Source organism: Caenispirillum bisanense, assembly GCF_039523075.1.
Taxonomy (GTDB): Bacteria; Pseudomonadota; Alphaproteobacteria; order Rhodospirillales; family Rhodospirillaceae; genus Caenispirillum; species Caenispirillum bisanense.
Map to the genome: position 1 here is coordinate 1 of NZ_BAAAEP010000025.1, position 16,576 is coordinate 16,576.

19 protein-coding genes and 1 pseudogene are annotated in these 16,576 nt (G+C 70.1%); 14 read left to right on the plus strand and 6 right to left on the minus strand.

What is annotated here, in order from left to right; all coding sequences use genetic code 11:
* A pseudogene (locus ABD056_RS12360) lies at positions 1 to 567 on the plus strand (hypothetical protein); the annotation flags it as partial.
* Between the two features lie 290 nt (positions 568 to 857).
* Entirely contained in the window at positions 858 to 1,301 is a 444-nt protein-coding gene (locus tag ABD056_RS12365) for an NUDIX hydrolase (RefSeq protein ID WP_343867031.1), read from the plus strand.
* Positions 1,302 to 1,417: 116 nt separating this feature from the next.
* Here ABD056_RS12365 and rplI read toward each other — a convergent pair whose 3' ends face one another.
* The 3 genes from rplI to rpsF are packed head-to-tail and all read right to left on the minus strand — an operon-like array spanning position 1,418 to position 2,698.
* Entirely contained in the window at positions 1,418 to 1,984 is a 567-nt protein-coding gene (gene rplI, locus ABD056_RS12370) for a 50S ribosomal protein L9 (RefSeq protein WP_343867032.1), read from the minus strand.
* A 22-nt stretch (positions 1,985 to 2,006) separates the two neighbouring features.
* Entirely contained in the window at positions 2,007 to 2,243 is a 237-nt protein-coding gene (rpsR, locus tag ABD056_RS12375) for a 30S ribosomal protein S18 (RefSeq protein ID WP_425545036.1), read from the minus strand.
* The gene (gene rpsF / locus ABD056_RS12380; RefSeq protein ID WP_343867035.1) at positions 2,240 to 2,698 is read right to left on the minus strand and encodes a 30S ribosomal protein S6; all 459 of its coding nucleotides are present in this window, start codon (positions 2,696 to 2,698) and stop codon (positions 2,240 to 2,242) included. Before rpsF ends, rpsR begins: the two co-directional genes overlap by 4 nt.
* A 283-nt stretch (positions 2,699 to 2,981) precedes the next feature.
* Between rpsF and fabD the strand changes: the two genes are divergently transcribed.
* The 6 genes from fabD to ABD056_RS12410 all read left to right on the plus strand — a co-directional run bounded on the left by fabD (position 2,982) and on the right by ABD056_RS12410 (position 8,043).
* Positions 2,982 to 3,926, plus strand: coding sequence for an ACP S-malonyltransferase (fabD, locus tag ABD056_RS12385; RefSeq protein WP_343867036.1), 945 nt, complete (start codon positions 2,982 to 2,984; stop codon positions 3,924 to 3,926).
* A gap of 26 nt (positions 3,927 to 3,952) precedes the next feature.
* Positions 3,953 to 4,690 (plus strand): 3-oxoacyl-[acyl-carrier-protein] reductase, encoded by a 738-nt coding sequence (gene fabG, locus ABD056_RS12390; protein ID WP_343867037.1) that lies wholly within the window; start codon positions 3,953 to 3,955, stop codon positions 4,688 to 4,690.
* Positions 4,691 to 4,888: 198 nt separating this feature from the next.
* On the plus strand, positions 4,889 to 5,125 hold the full coding sequence (locus tag ABD056_RS12395; protein ID WP_343867038.1) for an acyl carrier protein: 237 nt from the start codon (positions 4,889 to 4,891) through the stop codon (positions 5,123 to 5,125).
* 98 nt (positions 5,126 to 5,223) lie between these two features.
* The gene (gene fabF, locus ABD056_RS12400) at positions 5,224 to 6,486 is read left to right on the plus strand and encodes a beta-ketoacyl-ACP synthase II (protein ID WP_343867040.1); all 1,263 of its coding nucleotides are present in this window, start codon (positions 5,224 to 5,226) and stop codon (positions 6,484 to 6,486) included.
* Positions 6,487 to 6,528: 42 nt separating this feature from the next.
* Positions 6,529 to 7,536, plus strand: coding sequence for an endolytic transglycosylase MltG (mltG, locus tag ABD056_RS12405; protein WP_343867042.1), 1,008 nt, complete (start codon positions 6,529 to 6,531; stop codon positions 7,534 to 7,536).
* A gap of 150 nt (positions 7,537 to 7,686) precedes the next feature.
* Entirely contained in the window at positions 7,687 to 8,043 is a 357-nt protein-coding gene (locus ABD056_RS12410) for a hypothetical protein (RefSeq protein ID WP_343867044.1), read from the plus strand.
* A gap of 57 nt (positions 8,044 to 8,100) precedes the next feature.
* Here the strand turns inward: ABD056_RS12410 and rnd are convergent, their stop codons facing one another.
* Positions 8,101 to 9,264: a ribonuclease D gene (gene rnd / locus ABD056_RS12415; RefSeq protein WP_343867046.1), complete on the minus strand. Its 1,164-nt coding sequence runs from the start codon at positions 9,262 to 9,264 to the stop codon at positions 8,101 to 8,103.
* Between the two features lie 170 nt (positions 9,265 to 9,434).
* Between rnd and aspS the strand changes: the two genes are divergently transcribed.
* Together aspS and ABD056_RS12425 are read left to right on the plus strand one after the other, a co-directional pair.
* The gene (aspS, locus tag ABD056_RS12420) at positions 9,435 to 11,288 is read left to right on the plus strand and encodes an aspartate--tRNA ligase (protein ID WP_343867048.1); all 1,854 of its coding nucleotides are present in this window, start codon (positions 9,435 to 9,437) and stop codon (positions 11,286 to 11,288) included.
* 163 nt (positions 11,289 to 11,451) lie between these two features.
* The gene (locus tag ABD056_RS12425; protein WP_343867050.1) at positions 11,452 to 12,312 is read left to right on the plus strand and encodes a cell envelope integrity EipB family protein; all 861 of its coding nucleotides are present in this window, start codon (positions 11,452 to 11,454) and stop codon (positions 12,310 to 12,312) included.
* Positions 12,313 to 12,321: 9 nt separating this feature from the next.
* Here the strand turns inward: ABD056_RS12425 and ABD056_RS12430 are convergent, their stop codons facing one another.
* Positions 12,322 to 13,272 (minus strand): ROK family protein, encoded by a 951-nt coding sequence (locus ABD056_RS12430; protein ID WP_343867052.1) that lies wholly within the window; start codon positions 13,270 to 13,272, stop codon positions 12,322 to 12,324.
* Positions 13,273 to 13,328: 56 nt separating this feature from the next.
* Between ABD056_RS12430 and ABD056_RS12435 the strand changes: the two genes are divergently transcribed.
* Both ABD056_RS12435 and ABD056_RS12440 read left to right on the plus strand, forming a co-directional pair.
* Positions 13,329 to 14,396, plus strand: coding sequence for an MBL fold metallo-hydrolase (locus ABD056_RS12435; protein WP_343867054.1), 1,068 nt, complete (start codon positions 13,329 to 13,331; stop codon positions 14,394 to 14,396).
* Positions 14,397 to 14,488: 92 nt separating this feature from the next.
* Positions 14,489 to 14,710: a hypothetical protein gene (locus tag ABD056_RS12440; RefSeq protein WP_343867056.1), complete on the plus strand. Its 222-nt coding sequence runs from the start codon at positions 14,489 to 14,491 to the stop codon at positions 14,708 to 14,710.
* On the opposite strand, the gene ABD056_RS12445 is transcribed toward ABD056_RS12440, so the two are convergent.
* Positions 14,659 to 15,009 carry an ArsR/SmtB family transcription factor gene (locus tag ABD056_RS12445; RefSeq protein ID WP_425545037.1) on the minus strand — a complete coding sequence of 117 codons (351 nt, stop codon included), beginning with the start codon at positions 15,007 to 15,009 and terminating at the stop codon, positions 14,659 to 14,661. The two genes, ABD056_RS12440 and ABD056_RS12445, sit on opposite strands and share 52 nt — an antisense overlap.
* Positions 15,010 to 15,249: 240 nt before the next feature.
* Here ABD056_RS12445 and ABD056_RS12450 point away from each other — a divergent pair, with 240 nt between their 5' ends.
* Positions 15,250 to 16,179, plus strand: coding sequence for a histone deacetylase family protein (locus ABD056_RS12450; RefSeq protein ID WP_343867058.1), 930 nt, complete (start codon positions 15,250 to 15,252; stop codon positions 16,177 to 16,179).
* A gap of 121 nt (positions 16,180 to 16,300) precedes the next feature.
* A complete protein-coding gene (locus ABD056_RS12455; RefSeq protein ID WP_343867060.1) occupies positions 16,301 to 16,555 on the plus strand; it encodes an exodeoxyribonuclease VII small subunit in 255 nt (84 codons plus the stop codon).
* The last annotated feature ends 21 nt before the right edge of the window (positions 16,556 to 16,576 follow it).

Consider the following 16,576-nt stretch of genomic DNA (forward strand, 5'->3'; position numbering starts at 1 on the left):
CCCCCCCCGCCCGGCCGCAGGCCGCCCGCCCGGCAGGACCGCCCCGCCGCGGGGGCGGAGGCGCGGGCGGCTGCCGCCGAGGCCAACGGCACCGGCGCGGCGAACGGCGCCAACGGGGCCGACGCGGCGACCGCAGCGGGGGTCGATGGCGCCGCCGGCGCGCCGCAGCAGGCCAGCCGGCCGCCGGCCCGCCGCCCCATCCCCGACTCGCTCACCGGCCTGTCGGCGGACGAGCTGCGCTCCATCATGGGGGCTCCGGCGCAGGAAGTGGCGGAGGCGCCGGGCGTGCGCTGGCGCTATCGCGGCGCCGGCTGCACGCTGGACGTCCACCTGTTCCCGCGCGTCGAGTCGCAGGGGCTGTTCGCCCTCGACATGTCCGCCGAGGGACTGCCCGCCGCCCGGTGCCTCGATACCTTCCGCGCTCCGCCGGCCGAAGCGGCGCCCGCTGCCCAGCCGGCCCAGCCGGCCCAGCCGCCCCAGGCGCCGGAGCAGCAGGGCCGGGCGGCCGGGGCGCCGCAGCCGCTGCTGCCCGCCGGCGGCAGCCGGGGCGAAGCCACCAGCCGCTGACCGCAGGACCGGCAGACGCACGACGTGCGCAACCTCCGGCCGCCGGGGCCGTTGTGTCTGCACCCGTTCCGCAAGAAATCACAGCCGGTGCCGTGGCCCCGTCCGGGGCGCCGCCCTGTCGGCTACCCCGCCGTATAAAGTAGGACCATCGGCAGGCTGTCCTTTCTGCTTCGGGATCGGCAGAATGATCACTTCGGGATGTGTCCGTCAGGGGACGCCCCGACTGGAGGCTTGCGGTGGCGAACACGAAAAAGGCCGGGCGTAACCGGCAATGCGCTGCCATTCCTTATGTGATCCGGGACGGTCAGGTACAGGTGATGCTGCTGACCTCGCGGGGCACGGGGCGCTGGATCGTCCCCAAGGGATGGCCGAAAAAGAAGCATTCGGCGGCGGAGACGGCCGCCCTGGAGGCGTTCGAGGAAGGCGGCGTCGTCGGCGACGTGACGCCCGTGCCCATCGGCACCTACAGCTACACCAAATCCCTCCATTGCGGCGCCCTGCGCACGCTGGCGGTGGACGTTTTCGCCCTGCGCGTCCGCTACGAGGCGCTCGACTGGCCGGAGCGCGGCCAGCGCCGCCGCGTCTGGGTGACGCCGGAGGAAGCCTCGCTGATGGTGGCGGAACTGGAGCTGGCCGACCTGCTGTCGCGCTTCACCAGCGTCGAACGCAAGGCGCGGGCGGCGCATGAGGGCGCCTTCGTGCGCTCGCCGGTCGCCAACATCATTCCGGCCTGACCCCTTCCGCCCGCCGCCGCGCGGGCAGCCCGGCGGACACGAAAAACCCCGCCGCTGAGGCCAGCGGCGGGGTGTTCCGTATGCGATGCAGCCGGAAAGGCGGCAGACGGTCAGGCTCAGGCCTGCTCGTCCGACTCCTCTTCCTCCGGCGCCTCGACGTCGAAGCCTTCTTCTTCGGCTTCAACGGCTTCGGCTTCCGGCTCGGCGGCGGAGCGCAGCTGGGCTTCGCCTTCTTCCTGCGTGCGGGCGACGGTGACCGGGACGGACACGGTCACTTCCGGGTGCAGGATGACGGCGACCTGGTAACGGCCCAGGTCCTTGATCGGGTTGTTCAGCTCGATCTGGCCACGCTCGACGGAGAAACCGTTCTCCTTGATCGCCTGGGCGACGTCGCGGGCCGTCACGGAGCCGTACAGCTGGCCGCCTTCACCGGCCTGGCGCACCATGATGATGCTCAGGTCGGCCATCTTTTCGGCCACGGCCTGGGCTTCCTGACGGCGCTCCAGGTTACGGGCTTCAAGCTGGGCGCGCTGCGATTCGAACAGCTTGCGGTTCTTCTCGTTGGCACGCAGGGCCTTGCCCTGGGGCAGCAGGAAGTTGCGGGCAAACCCGGGCTTCACCTTCACGGTGTCGCCCATCTGGCCCAGCTTCGCAATGCGTTCGAGCAGAATGACTTCGGTCATATCGATGTCCTCCTTGCCCGGCTCACTTCACCACATACGGCAGCAGGGCCAGGAAGCGGGAACGCTTGATGGCCTGGGCCAGCTTGCGCTGCTTCTTGGCCGAGACGGCCGTGATGCGGGACGGGACAATCTTGCCGCGCTCGGAAATGAAGCGCTGCAGCAGCTTCACGTCCTTGTAGTCGATCTTCGGGGCGTTGGCGCCGGAGAACGGGCAGGTCTTGCGACGGCGGAAGAACGGACGACGGGCGGCAGCCATTATTCAGCTCCCTCGCTGCGGGAATCACGACGGTCGCCGCGGTCACCACGCTCGCCGCGGTGGTCACCACGCTCGCCACGCTCACGGCCGCCACGGCCGCCACGCGGGCCGCGGTCGCCACGGTCGCCGCGCTCGTTGCGGGTCTGCAGGACGGCCGAGGGGCCTTCCTCCAGTTCCTCGACGCGCACGACCATGTGGCGCAGCACGTCTTCGTTCAGACGCAGCAGGCGCTCCATCTCGTGAACCGCCGGGGCCGGGGCGTCGATGTTCATCAGAACATAGTGACCCTTGCGGTTCTTCTTGATGCGGTAGCTGAGGTTGCGCAGACCCCAGTATTCCTTCTTGCCAACGGAACCACCGCCCTGGGCGATGATGTTGGCCATGTCGTCCGCCAGCTGCTCGACCTGGGTGGCCGAGATGTCCTGGCGCGCGATCAGCACGCTTTCATACAAAGGCATCGTCTAGAGACCCTTTTGGCTTGTCTCATCCCGCAGCGGTCCCCATGACCGGCGGGCATAGCCGGACCCCAACGATGGGAGGAGATCCGGCAAGGGACACGGTTTCGTGAAGCCGCGCACTATACGTCAGCCGGCCCCGATTGCAACCCCTGTCCTGCCCGCGGCTGCGCATGCCGCTTGACAGGGCGCCGCCGCCTGCGCACTTTGCCCGGCATTTGCGGCCGGCCGCCGCCCCGCGTGCGCGGCCGCCGCCCATATCCATTGACGTGGAGGGACTGGCGCCATGGCGCGTGCACTGGTGTTCCCCGGCCAGGGGTCGCAGGCAGTCGGGATGGGCAAGGAACTGGCCGACGCCTTCGCGCCGGCCCGCGAGGTGTTCGAGGAAGTGGACGAGGCGCTGGGCCAGGGCCTGTCGCGCCTGATGTTCGAAGGCCCCGACGACCAGCTGACACTGACCGAGAACGCCCAGCCGGCGCTGATGGCGGTGTCGCTGGCCGTGGTGCGGGTGCTGGAGCGCGAGGGCGGGCTCGACCTGCCGTCGATCGCCGGTTTCGTCGCCGGCCACTCCCTCGGTGAATACTCCGCCCTGTGCGCCGCCGGCGCGCTGGAGATCGGCGATACCGCCCGGCTGCTGAAGATCCGCGGTCAGGCCATGCAGAAGGCCGTGCCGGTGGGCGTCGGCGCCATGGCGGCGCTGCTCGGCCTCGACCTCGATCAGGCCCGTGAGGTGGCGGAGGCCGCCGCCCAGGGCGAGGTGATCGCCGCCGCCAACGACAATGCCCCCGGCCAGGTGGTGGTCTCCGGCCACAAGGCGGCGGTGGAACGCGCCGTGGCGCTGGCCGCCGAGCGCGGCGCCAAGCGCTCGGTCATGCTGCCGGTGTCCGCCCCCTTCCATTGCCCGCTGATGCAGCCGGCCGCCGACGCCATGGCCCAGGCCCTGGCCAACGTCGACATCCGCAGCCCGCGCCTGCCGGTGGTGGCCAACGTCACCGCCAGCCCCACCACCGATCCCGCCGCCATCCGCGAGCTGCTGGTCGAGCAGGTGACCGGCGCCGTGCGCTGGCGTGAAAGCGTGCTGGCCATGAAGGCGCTGGGCGTCGATACGCTGGTGGAGCTGGGCTCCGGCAAGGTGCTCACCGGCCTCGCCCGCCGCATCGACCGTGAACTGACCGGGGTGGCCGTCAACGGCCCGGCCGACATCGAGAGCTTCCTGAAGAGCCTCGGCTGAGCCCAACCGCAGGGGAGAAAGCGCCCATGTTCGATCTGACCGAAAAGACCGTGCTGGTGACCGGCGCCTCCGGCGGCCTGGGTGCCGCCGTCGCCAAGGCGTTGCACGCCCGCGGCGCCGTCGTCGCCATCTCCGGCACCCGGCGCGAGGCGCTGGACGCCCTGGCCGTCACCCTGGCCGACCGCGTCCACGTGCTGCCGTGCAACCTGTCCTCCGCCGAGGATGTCGAGGCGCTGGTGCCCGCCGCCGTCGAGGCCATGGGCAGCCTGGACGTGCTGGTGAACAATGCCGGCGTCACCCGCGACGGCCTCATCCTGCGCATGAAGGACGAGGACTGGCAGTCGGTGATCGACGTCAACCTGACCGCCGCCTTCCGCCTGTCGCGCGCCGCCGTGAAGGGCATGATGAAGCGCCGGTCGGGCCGCATCATCAACATCACCTCCATCGTCGGTCACACCGGCAATCCCGGCCAGGTCAACTATGCCGCCTCCAAGGCCGGCATGACCGGGCTGACCAAGTCTCTGGCCCAGGAAGTGGCGAGCCGCGGCATCACGGTGAACTGCATCGCGCCGGGCTTCATCGAGACCGCCATGACCGACAAGCTGAGCGACGAGCAGAAGGCCAAGCTGAACGCCGGCATTCCGCTCGGCCGCATGGGCACGCCGGAGGACATCGCCGCCGCCGTCATCTACCTGGCGAGCGACGAGGCCTCCTACGTCACCGGCCAGACGCTGCACGTCAACGGCGGCATGGCCATGATCTGATGCCCTTGCGGGGCGGCGGCTTTCTCCCGACATTGGGGCGCGCAACGGCTGGTCCGGGGCTGCCGCGGTGTCATGTTGGTGTGGTCAAGGCCCCGCAAGTGTGCTACCAACGCCCGAACCCCGGCCTTTTACCGCGGGGTATTTGGCGTACCCGATCGATCCACCACACAACACTTTGTGAATTTGAGGACTGACGACATGAGCGACGTCGCCGAGCGCGTTAAGAAGATCGTGGTTGAGCACCTCGGTGTCGAGGAGGCCAAGGTCACCGAGAACGCCTCCTTCATCGACGACCTGGGCGCCGACAGCCTCGACACCGTCGAGCTGGTGATGGCGTTCGAAGAAGAGTTCGGCGTGGAGATTCCGGACGACGCGGCCGAGAAGATCCTGACCGTGAAGGACGCCATCGACTTCATCCAGGCGAACGCGAAGTAAGGTCGGGCGCGCTGCCGCAGTGATGCCGGCGGCGCAACCACCTGGGCCCGGGCGTCGGCTGCGGCGGCGGGCGAGCAGAGACAGTATTCGGGAGAGCCATGAGACGAGTTGTCGTCACCGGCGTCGGCATGGTCACGCCGCTGGGCTGCGGCGTCGAAGGCAACTGGACCCGCCTCTTGAACAGCGAGAGCGGTATCCGCGCCATCGACCACTTCGACGTGTCGGACCTGCCGGCCAAGATCGCCGGTACGGTTCCCAAGGGCGAGAACGACCTGCATCGTTTCGACGCCGACGCCTATGTTCCGGCCAAGGACCGGCGCCGCATGGACGAGTTCATCGTCTATGGCATGGCCGCCGCCATCCAGGCCATCGAGGACAGCGGCTGGACGCCCGAAAGCGATGAGGACCGCGAGCGCACCGGCGTGATCATCGGCTCCGGCATCGGCGGCCTCGGCAACATTGCCGGCGCCGAAGACACCATGGTCGCCAACGGCCCGCGCAAGCTCAGCCCGTTCTTCATTCCGTCGTCGCTGATCAACCTGGTCTCCGGCCATGTGTCGATCAAGTACGGCTTCAAGGGCCCCAACCACTCGGTGGTGACCGCCTGCTCCACCGGCGCGCACGCCATCGGCGATGCCAGCCGCATCATCAAGTACGGCGACGCCGACGTGATGATCGCCGGCGGTGCCGAAGCGGCCGTCTGCCGCCTGGGCATGGCCGGCTTCGCCGCTGCCCGCGCCCTGTCCACCGGCTTCAACGAGACGCCGACCCGCGCCTCCCGCCCGTGGGACAAGGATCGCGACGGCTTCGTCATGGGCGAAGGTGCCGGCATCCTGGTGCTGGAAGAATACGAACACGCCAAGGCCCGCGGCGCCCGCATTTACGGCGAGGTGCTCGGCTACGGCATGTCGGGTGACGCCTACCACATCACCGCTCCGGCGGAAGACGGCAACGGCGGCTTCCGCGCCATGCGCAATGCGCTGCGCGATGCCGGCCTGAGCGTCGATGCGGTCGATTACGTCAATGCCCATGGCACCTCCACGCCGCTCGGCGACGAGATCGAGCTGGGGGCGGTCAAGCGGCTGTTCGGCGACCACGCCTACAAGCTGTCCATGTCGTCGACCAAGTCGGCGGTGGGGCATCTGCTGGGCGCCGCCGGGGCGATCGAGGCGATCTACTCCCTGCTCGCCCTGCGCGACCAGGTGGTGCCGCCGACCCTCAACCTGGACAATCCCTCCGACGGCTGCGACATCGACCTGGTGCCGCACAAGCCCAAGGAGCGGACGGTGAACGTGGCCGTTTCCAACAGCTTCGGCTTTGGCGGCACCAACGCCTCGCTGGTGCTGGGCCGCGCGCCCTGAGGGGCGCCCGGTCCGGTTCCCGCAGCCTGACGGCCTGACGGCATGCGCGTTCTTCGCACGCTGATCAAATTGACGATCGCGCTGGTTCTCGCCGGCGCGATCGTTGCCGTTTCCGGCTGGTGGTGGGCCACCCGCACCTTCGAGGCGCCGGGGCCGCTGCCGCAGGACACCACCGTCATCATCCCCAAGGGCTCGGGCCTCGCGCGCATCGCCGCGGTTCTGGCCGAGGCGGGGGTGATCGAGGGCGACCAGCTGCACCGCACCCTGTTCACCGTCGGCGTCAAGGCCTCCGGCCGGGCCGCCGGGCTGCACGCCGGCGAGTACCGGTTCCCGGCCGGCACCTCCATGCGGCAGGCGCTGGACATGCTGGCGGCGGGCAAGGTGGTGGTGCGGTCGCTGACCATCGCCGAGGGGCTGACGACGCCGACCGTGCTGACCCTCGTCGCCGCCGCCGAAGGGCTGGAGGGCGACCTGCCGCCGCCGCCGGCCACCGGCGACCTGCTGCCGGAAACCTACCACTACAGCTGGGGCGACAGCCGCGAGGTCATGGTCCGCCGCATGCGCGAGGCCATGCGCCGCACCGTCGCCGACCTGTGGGAGAAGCGCGCCCCCGACCTGCCGCTGGCCTCGCCGGAGGAGGCGCTGGTGCTGGCCTCCATCGTCGAGAAGGAAACCGGCATCGCCGCCGAGCGGCCGCGGGTGGCGGCGGTGTTCATCAACCGCCTGCGCAAGGGCATGCGGCTGCAGTCGGACCCGACGGTGATCTATGGTCTGGCGCCGGAGACCGGCACCCTCGGCCGGGCGCTCACCCGCCGCGACCTGGAAAGCCAGACCGCCTACAACACCTATGTCATCGACCGCCTGCCGCCGGCCCCCATCGCCAACCCCGGCCGAGCGTCCATCGAGGCGGTGCTGAACCCCATCTCCACCCGCGATCTCTACTTCGTGGCCGACGGCACCGGCGGCCATGCCTTCGCCGAGACGCTGGAAGAGCACAACCGCAATGTCGCCCGCTGGCGCCGCATCCAGCGCGGCCAGACCGGCAACTGATCGCCGGTTCGGCGCCGGATTTCGGCCGCTCGCCGCCGCCCCTCCCGGGCCGACTCATTTCGCCATCAAACCTGTTGCCACTGGCTTTGTCTTGCGGCATGCTCCTACCCCATAAGGTGCAGGCGGGCATCCTTTCGGGGGGTGTGCAAGATGCGGGCGTTCCTGATGACGGTGGCGGCCGTGGTGGCCCTGGTGGTCGCCGTGGCGGTAACCCAGGTTGCGGTCTTTGTGGTTCCGGCCGGCGCCAGCGTGGCGACGGCGAGTACGGCGCGTGCCGATGTGGCGGCGGGCGCCGCGCCCGACGGCATGGTCTATATCGTCACCCGCGGCGCCGACATGCGCTTTGTCGACAGCGCCGATGCCATCTGCCGCCGTCAGTTCTCGCGCCCGGACGAAGGCTGCCGGGGCCTGGTGCGCAGCTGGGTGATGCGGGAAACGCGGGTGCTGGCGGAATTGCCCTACAGCGAAACCCTGTGGCGCGTCGCCGCCGGCGGCGACCGGCCGTAAGGGCGGTGCCGCGGCGGCTGCCGGGCGAGAGGCCCGGCGGCGCGGGGAGGGGCGAGGTCAGGACGGCTCGGTCAGGTCCAGCGCCTTGACGCCGCCGTCGCCGGACAGCGCCAGGGCCAGCTGACCGCGCTTCAGCTTGAGCGCGTCCTCGCCGAACACCAGCCGCCGCCAGCCGCCGAGGGCGGGCACGTCGGCGTTGTCGTCCATGGCGATCTGTTCCAGGTCTTCCATGCTGGCGACCATCTTCTGCGCCACGTCGTGTTCCTCGCAGCGCATCTTCAGCAGCACCCGCAGCAGGTCGATGGCCGGGCCGACGCCGGGCGGGATCTCGCGCCGCGGCTCCATGGTCGGGGCCTGGGCCTCGGGCACCGCCTTGCCGCGGGCGACCGCATCCAGGATCTCGCGGCCGAGGCGGCCCTCGGCGGTGCTGCGGCTGATGGCCCGCACGTGGGTGAGTTCGTCCACGCCGGTGGGGGCATGGGCGGCGATTTCCAGGATCGCCTCGTCCTTCAGCACCCGCTGGCGCGGCATGTCCTTGGTCTGGGCCTCGCGCTCGCGCCACGCCGCCACTTCCTTGAGGATGGCGAGGAAGCGCGGGCTCTTGGTGCGCGGCTTCAGGCGCAGCCATGCCTGGTCGGGGTCGAAGCTGTACTTCTCCGGGTCGACCAGGGCGTCCATTTCCTCGTGCAGCCAGTGCGCCCGGTCGGTCTTCTCCAGGCGGCGGCGCAGCTTTTCATAGACCACGCGCAGGTGGGTGACGTCGGCCAGGGCGTAATGCAGCTGGCGTTCCGTCAGCGGCCTGCGGGTCCAGTCGGTGAAGCGCATGGACTTGTCGATGCGCGCCTTGGCGAGCTTGGTCGCCAGCGTCTCGTAGCCGACGGACTCGCCGAAGCCGCAGACCATGGCGGCGATCTGGGTGTCGAACAGCGGCCGCGGGAAATCGCCCATGGCGCGGTAGAAGATTTCCAGGTCCTGGCGGGCGGCGTGGAACACCTTCAGCACCGCCTGATTGCGCATCAGGTCGAACAGCGGCGTCAGGTCGATGTCGGGCGCCAGCGGGTCGATGCACCACGCTTCGTCGGGACCGGCCACCTGCACCAGGCAGAGGCCCGGCCAGTAGGTGCGGTCGCGCATGAACTCGGTGTCGACGGTGACGAACTCGGCCTTCGACAGGCGGTCGCACAGGGCGCGGAGAGCGGCGGAATCGGCGATGAGAGTCATGCATTTGCTATACCGCGCCCGCGAGTCCGCGGCAAGATGCGGCGCACGCGCCGGCGCGGCTTTCCGCGCTGCCGCGGGCGTTCTTGACAAAATCCGCGTAAGGGTGTGCTTTCGGCCCCCGTATGCCTTAATGTCGGGCGCCCGTCCGCAGCTTTCCGTGAGAGGATGTCATGCACCAGTATCGTACCCATACCTGCAACGATCTGCGGGCCGAGCACGCCGGTCAGACCGTGCGGCTGTCGGGCTGGGTGCATCGCAAGCGCGACCACGGCAACCTGCTGTTCATCGACCTGCGCGACCATTACGGCATCACCCAGACGGTCTGCGACACCTCCAGCCCGGTGTTCTCCACCCTGACCGACCTGCGCGTCGAAAGCGTCGTCACCATCACCGGCAAGGTGGTGGAGCGCTCCGCCGAGACCAAGAACCCGCGCCTGCCGTCGGGCGACATCGAGGTGCAGGTGGCCGACGTCGCCATCCAGTCCACCGCCGACGTGCTGCCGATCCAGGTGGCGGGCGATCAGGACTACTCGGAAGAGATGCGCCTGCGCTACCGCTACATCGACCTGCGGCGGGAGCAGATCCACAAGAACATCCTGCTGCGCAGCCAGGTCATCAGCTACCTGCGCCAGAAGATGATCGAGCAGGGCTTCACCGAGTTCCAGACGCCCATCCTGACCGCGTCGAGCCCGGAAGGCGCCCGCGACTTCCTGGTGCCGAGCCGCATCCACCCCGGCAAGTTCTACGCCCTGCCGCAGGCGCCGCAGCAGTTCAAGCAGCTGCTGATGGTGGCGGGCTTCGACCGCTACTTCCAGATCGCGCCGTGCTTCCGCGACGAGGACGCCCGCGCCGACCGCAGCCCCGGCGAGTTCTACCAGCTCGACTTCGAGATGAGCTTCGTGACCCAGGACGACGTCTTCGCCGCCATCGAGCCGGTGCTGCACGGCCTGTTCACCCAGTTCGGCAACGGCCGCGCCGTCACCCCGCTGCCGTTCCCGCGCATTCCGTTCGACGAGTCCATGCTGAAGTACGGCTCCGACAAGCCGGACCTGCGCAACCCCATCGTCATCGCCGACGTCACCGACGCCTTCAAGGGCTCGGGCTTCGGCATCTTCGCGCGCGCCATCGAAGGCGGCGCCATCGTCCGCGCCATCCCGGCGCCGGGCGGGGCGGAGCAGCCGCGCTCGTGGTTCGACAAGCTGAACGACTGGGCGCGCGAGAACGGCGCCGGCGGCCTGGGTTACATCCAGTACGTGGTCGGCGGCGCCAAGGGCCCCATCGCCAAGAACCTGGACGACGAGCGGGTGGCGCTGATCCGCGAGCGCTGCGAGCTGAAGGAAGGCGATGCCGTCTTCTTCGCCTGCGACAAGCCGCTGAAGGCCGCCAAGTTCGCCGGTCAGGTCCGCACCAAGATCGGCAATGAACTCGACCTGCTGGAAAAGGACGTGTTCAAGTTCTGCTGGACCGTCGACTTCCCGATGTACGAGCTGAACGAGGACACCGGCGAGATCGAGTTCAGCCACAACCCGTTCTCCATGCCGCAGGGCGGCCTGGAGGCGCTGAACACCATGGACCCGCTGGACATCAAGGCGTTCCAGTACGACATCGTCTGCAACGGCATTGAACTGTCGTCGGGCGCCATCCGTAACCACCGCCCGGACATCATGTACCGCGCCTTCGAAATCGCCGGCTACGGCCCCGAAGTGGTGGAGCAGAAGTTCGGCGGCATGCTCAACGCCTTCAAGTTCGGCGCCCCGCCGCACGGCGGCTCTGCCCCGGGCATCGACCGCATGGTCATGCTGCTGGCCGACGAGCCCAACATCCGCGAGGTCATCGCCTTCCCCATGAACGGCCAGGCGCAGGACCTGATGATGAACGCGCCGTCGGAAGTGACGGAAAAGCAGCTGCGCGAGCTGCACATCCAGGTGCGCCAGCCGAAGCAGATCAAGGCCGGCGAGGCCCGCACCCCGGCCGGCGCTACGCCGGATGCGTCGGCGGCGGCAGCGGAAAAGAGCGGCGGCTGATCCGTCGTTTCGGATACGGTGGAAGGGCCGCCAAGGTCCAGGACGAGGCGCGCGACCGAAAGGAGCGCGCCTTGTTCTTGGGGGGAGCCGGCCCTACATCGGGGGAACGGCTCTTTTCGTCGGATCGTTGGGTCCAAAAGGGCCATTTGGAAGGATGCAGCTCATGATCCGCACCACGTCTGGCATCGCCCTGGCCGGCGTCCTCGTGCTGGGCGTCGCGGCGGCGCCACAGGATGCCCGGGCCGAGTCTCCCCCGCGTCTGGCGTCGCACGAGGCGACCTACGACATGCAGCTGTCCAGTTCGCGCAGCGGCAGCGGCGTGGTGGGGGCGAGCGGCACCATGCACTACAGCTTCACCGACACCTGCGACGGCTATGCGGTCAACACCCGCACGCTGCTGTCCATCTCCTACGGGGTCGGCTCGCCGGTGATGACGGCGTGGGAGTTTTCCACCTGGGAAAGCCGCGACGGCTCGCAGTACCGCTTCAAGGTGCGCAACAGCCGCAACGGCACGCTGGTGGAAACCATCGACGGCCGCGCCGCCATGCCGGCCGACGGCTCCGCCGGCAGCGTCACCTTCGTGCAGCCGACCGAGCACAGCCTCGACCTGCCGGGGGACACCCTGTTCCCGACCGAGCACACCCTGCTGCTGCTGGCCGAGGCGCAGAAGGGCACCAAGTTCATCAACCGGGCGGTGTTCGACGGCTCCGGCGACCGCGGCCCCTACGAGGTGTCGGCGCTGATCGGCGTGCAGAAGCCGGCGGCGGCCCCGCGCGTCGGGCCGGAGAAGGCCTCCGCCGGCGCCAAGGACGAGCGCATCTCCACCGACCTGCTGACCGGCCCGGCCTGGCCCATGACCATGGCCTTCTTCCCGCAGGAAGGCCAGGACCCGATGCCCGAGTTCCAGGTCGGCCTCGCCTACCACACCAATGGCGTGGCCGACAGCGTCCACCAGGATTTCGGTGACTTCTCCATCACCGGCACCATGACCGACCTGAAGCCGCTGCCGAAGCCCGAGTGCTGAGGGACTGCCTCACCGGCTGAGCGGGGCCGCCGGCCATAGCCAGGCGGCCCCGCGCACGCCGCTGGAATCCCCATGCACCGGCGGCCGCACGGCGGTGCGCACGGTGTCGCTGAACACCCACCGCGGCAGCGCCGCCGGCAGGCGGTCGTAGAGCACCGTCAGGTTGGACAGGCCGCCGCCGAGCACGATCACCTCCGGGTCCAGCACGTTGATCACCGTCGCCAGCGCCCGCGCCAGCCGGTCGACGTAGCGGTCGAGCGCTGCCGTCGCCGCCGGATCGCCCGCCGATGCGGCGGCGGTGATCTCCGCCCCCGTCAGGCCGCCGCCGTGGTCGGCGGTCAGGCCCGGTCCTGACAGGAAGGTCTCGATGCAGCCGTGCTTGCCGCAGTAGCAGGCCGGGCCCGGCCGTTCGGCCTCGGTCGGCCACGGCAGCGGGTTGTGGCCCCATTCGCCGGCGATGGCGTTGGGGCCGGACACCGGACGGCCGCCGATGACGATGCCGCCGCCGACGCCGGTGCCGAGGATGACGCCGAACACGCTGGCGGCGCCCGCCCCGGCGCCGTCCGTGGCTTCCGACAGGGCGAAGCAGTCGGCGTCGTTGGCGAGCCGCACCGGCCGCCCCAGCGCCGCCTCCAGGTCGCGGTCCAGCGGCCGGCCGATCAGGCAGGTGGAGTTGGCGTTCTTCACCAGGCCGCTGGCCGGCGAGAGCGCCCCCGGAATGCCGACGCCGACGCTGGCGGCGCCGGCGGGCCAGGCGGCCTCCTGCTCCACCGCCGCCACCAGGGCGGCGACGGCGCCCACCGTGGCGGCGTAGTCGCCGGCCGGGGTGGCGACGCGGCGGCGGGCGAGGGGGGTGCCGTCTTCGGCCAGGGCGAGGCACTCGATCTTGGTGCCGCCGAGATCCACACCGAGTCGCACTGCTCCGCCTCCTGCCGCTGTGGTGTACCGTCGTTGCGGCATCCTAGGGCGGAGAACGGCCCTTGCGAAGTGGCGCCGGTGCGTGTCATCCCTGAGGCATGACCAGCACCCAGCCTCCGCCCCGTTCCGCCGCCGGCGGCGCCCTGCGCCACCCGGTGACCACGCCGCCGGATCGCGGCCAGCTTCTGCCCATCGCCGACGGGGTGCTGTGGCTGCGCATGCCGCTGCCCTTCGCCCTCGACCACATCAACCTGTGGCTGGTGGAGGATCACGGCGGCTGGGCCATCGTCGACACCGGCGTCGCCTCCACCCTGACGCGCGAGCTGTGGGAGACGGTGTTCCGCCACCCGCGCCTGGGCGGGCGACCCATCACCCGGCTGTTCTGCACCCACTTCCACCCCGACCACATGGGCCTCGCCGGCTGGCTGTCCGAGCGGCTGGAGGTGGAACTGTGGACGACCCTGGGCGAATGGGCGACCGGCCTATTCCTGTCGCTCGACACCTCCGCCGAGATGACGGCCAGCGCCGTCGCCTTCTACCGCCGCGCCGGCTTCAGCCCGGAGCTGCTGGACAAGGTGCGGGCGCGCGGCAATGCCTATGCCGGCCGGGTGGCGCCGCTGCCGCGCCGCTATCGCCGCATCGCCGATGGCGACCGGCTGGACATCGGTGGCCGCGCGTGGCGGGTGATGGTGGGGCAGGGGCACGCGCCGGAGCTGGCGCAGCTGGTGTGCGACGAGGACGGGCTGCTGATCGCCGGCGACCAGATCCTGCCGCGCATCAGCCCCAACGTTTCCCTGTGGCCGAACGAGCCGGAGGCCGATCCGCTGGCGCTGTTCCTGGCGTCGCTGCGGCGGTTCGAGACCCTGCGCCCCGACACGCTGGTACTGCCGAGCCACGGCCTGCCCTTCGTCGGCCTGCATGCGCGGGCGGCGGAGCTGGCCGCCCACCACGCCGACCGGCTGGCCGACACCCGCGCCGCCTGCGCGGTGGCGGAAGGGCGCACGGCGGCGGAGCTGATCCCGGTGCTGTTCCCGCGGCCGCTGGACGACCATCAGCTGTTCTTCGCCATCGGCGAGGTGCTGGCCCACGTCCGCCGCCTGGAAGTGGAGGGCGGGCTGGAGCGGCTGAGCGAACCGGCCGGCGCCGACCGCTACCGCAGCCGCTGAGGCCGCCGGGCGGCACGGGCCGGCCTCGGGGCGTTTACCCGACCGGATAAGAGGTATGCTTCGGCGCCGGCAACCGGGCGCGCGGGCGGCCGTTGGTCAGCCATCAGCGCAACAGCCGCGACCGCTCCGTCATGCTCCGCCGCCGCCCTCGCACCGCCACAGCCGCCCCCGTCCGCCTCGCCCTCATCATCGTGGCGGCGGCGCTGGTGGCGGTGGCGCAGGCGGTGCTGATCGTTCCGGTGGCCTATGACGAGCGGCCGGCTTACTCGCCGGCGACGGCCACCCGGCAGGGCGGGGCCTCGCCCTCGCAGTAAAGGCTGTAGAGGGTGGCGATGACGGCGCTCGCTTCCTCGCCCTTCAGGGAATAGTAGATCGTCTGGGCGCTGCGGCGGGTCTTCACCAGATCGTCGCGGCGCAGCCGCGCCAGGTGCTGGCTGAGCGCCGACTGGCTGAGGCCGACGATGCGCTCCAGCTGCCCGACCGACTTCTCCCCATGCAGCAGCTGGCACAGCACCATCAGGCGGTGTTCGTTGCTCATGGCCTTGAGCAGCGCGCTGGCGCGGCGGGCATTTTCCTGAAGCTGCTGAAGGTCCAGCGCCTGATCGTCGGGCATGATGCGTTCCACGGTTTAAGTCCCCCCTCGGGTACCCGAGTGTATGCCGTTTGTCGGATATGAGCAAATGGGCGCGTGTGGGCAAGGGGTTATGCGACCGGATCGGGCTCGCGCTGCCCCCTCCGGCGACCCATATCTGTCGTAAAGACAGGTTGCTCCCTGACCCGAGTGGTGACAAATTTCGGCAATGTCAGGGCGCGGGTAAGGGAATTGCCCGCGGGTGGGAAGGACCGACAGTTTATGGCGACGTTGCTGGTCACGCATCATGCGTGCATCGATCATGATCCGGGCGACCTGCATCCCGAAAGCGGCGATCGTCTGCGGGCGATCCTGCGGGTGCTCGAATCCGAAGAGTTCATGATGCTCCACCGCGAGGAGGCGCCCCACGCCACCCGCGAGCAGCTGATGCGCGTTCACCCCCTCAGCTATATCGAGCGGGTGATGGATGCGGTGCCGCGCGAGGGCCACCACCACATCGACGGCGACACCGTGCTCTGCCCGGAGAGCGGCGAGGCCGCCCTGCGCGCCGCCGGCGCCGTCTGCACGGCGGTGGACGCGGTGGCGCTGGGCGAGGTGCGCAACGCCTTCTGCGCCGTCCGCCCGCCCGGCCACCATGCCGAGCGCGAGAAGGCCATGGGCTTCTGCGTCTTCAACAACGCCGCCGTCGGCGCCTATCACGCCCGCGAGGCGCACGGCCTGAAGCGGGTGGCGGTGCTCGACTGGGACGTCCACCACGGCAACGGCACCCAGCACATCTTCTGGGACGACCCGGAGATGTTCTACGCCTCCACCCACCAGTGGCCGCAGTGGCCGGACACCGGCGCGCCGTCGGAAACCGGCGGTCACAACAACATCGTCAACGTCGGCCTGCCGGTGCGCGCCGGGTCGGACGAGTTCCGCCAGGTGATGAGCGACGTCATCCTGCCGGCCATGCGGGACTTCAAGCCCGACCTCATCATCATCAGCTGCGGCTTCGACGCCCACGCCAACGACCCCATGGCCTACCTGCTGCTGCAGGTGAGCGACTTCGTGTGGGCGACCAAGGAAGTGATGGCGCTGGCCGACGACGTCTGCGGCGGCCGGGTGGTCTCGGTGCTGGAAGGCGGCTACGACATTCGCGCCCTGGCGGCCTGTACCGTCGGTCATGTCCGCGCCCTGATGGGCATCTGAGCGGCGGCGGCGGGCGGCCGTCCGGCGCACGGCGGAAGGCGGGGCGCTTGCGCCTTGCCTTGGGGTGGGGGGAGGCTTAGACTTCGGCCCCTCCCTCAGCAGTCCTGGACCCGATCGACGCATGGCCGACGCACCTGTTCCCGCCGATATCGCTGCGCTGTCCTTCGAAGACGCCCTGGCGGCGCTGGAGGAAATCGTCCGTTCGCTGGAAGGCGGGCGGGTGAAGCTCGATGATGCGGTGGATGCCTACGAGCGCGGCGTCGCCCTGCGTCAGCACTGCGAACGCAAGCTGGCGGAAGCCCGCCAGCGGGTGGAGAAAATCTCCCTCGGCGCCGACGGCCGCCCGACCGGCGCCGTCCCGTTCGAGGCCGGCTGAGCGGCGGCCGTCGCCGTTGCC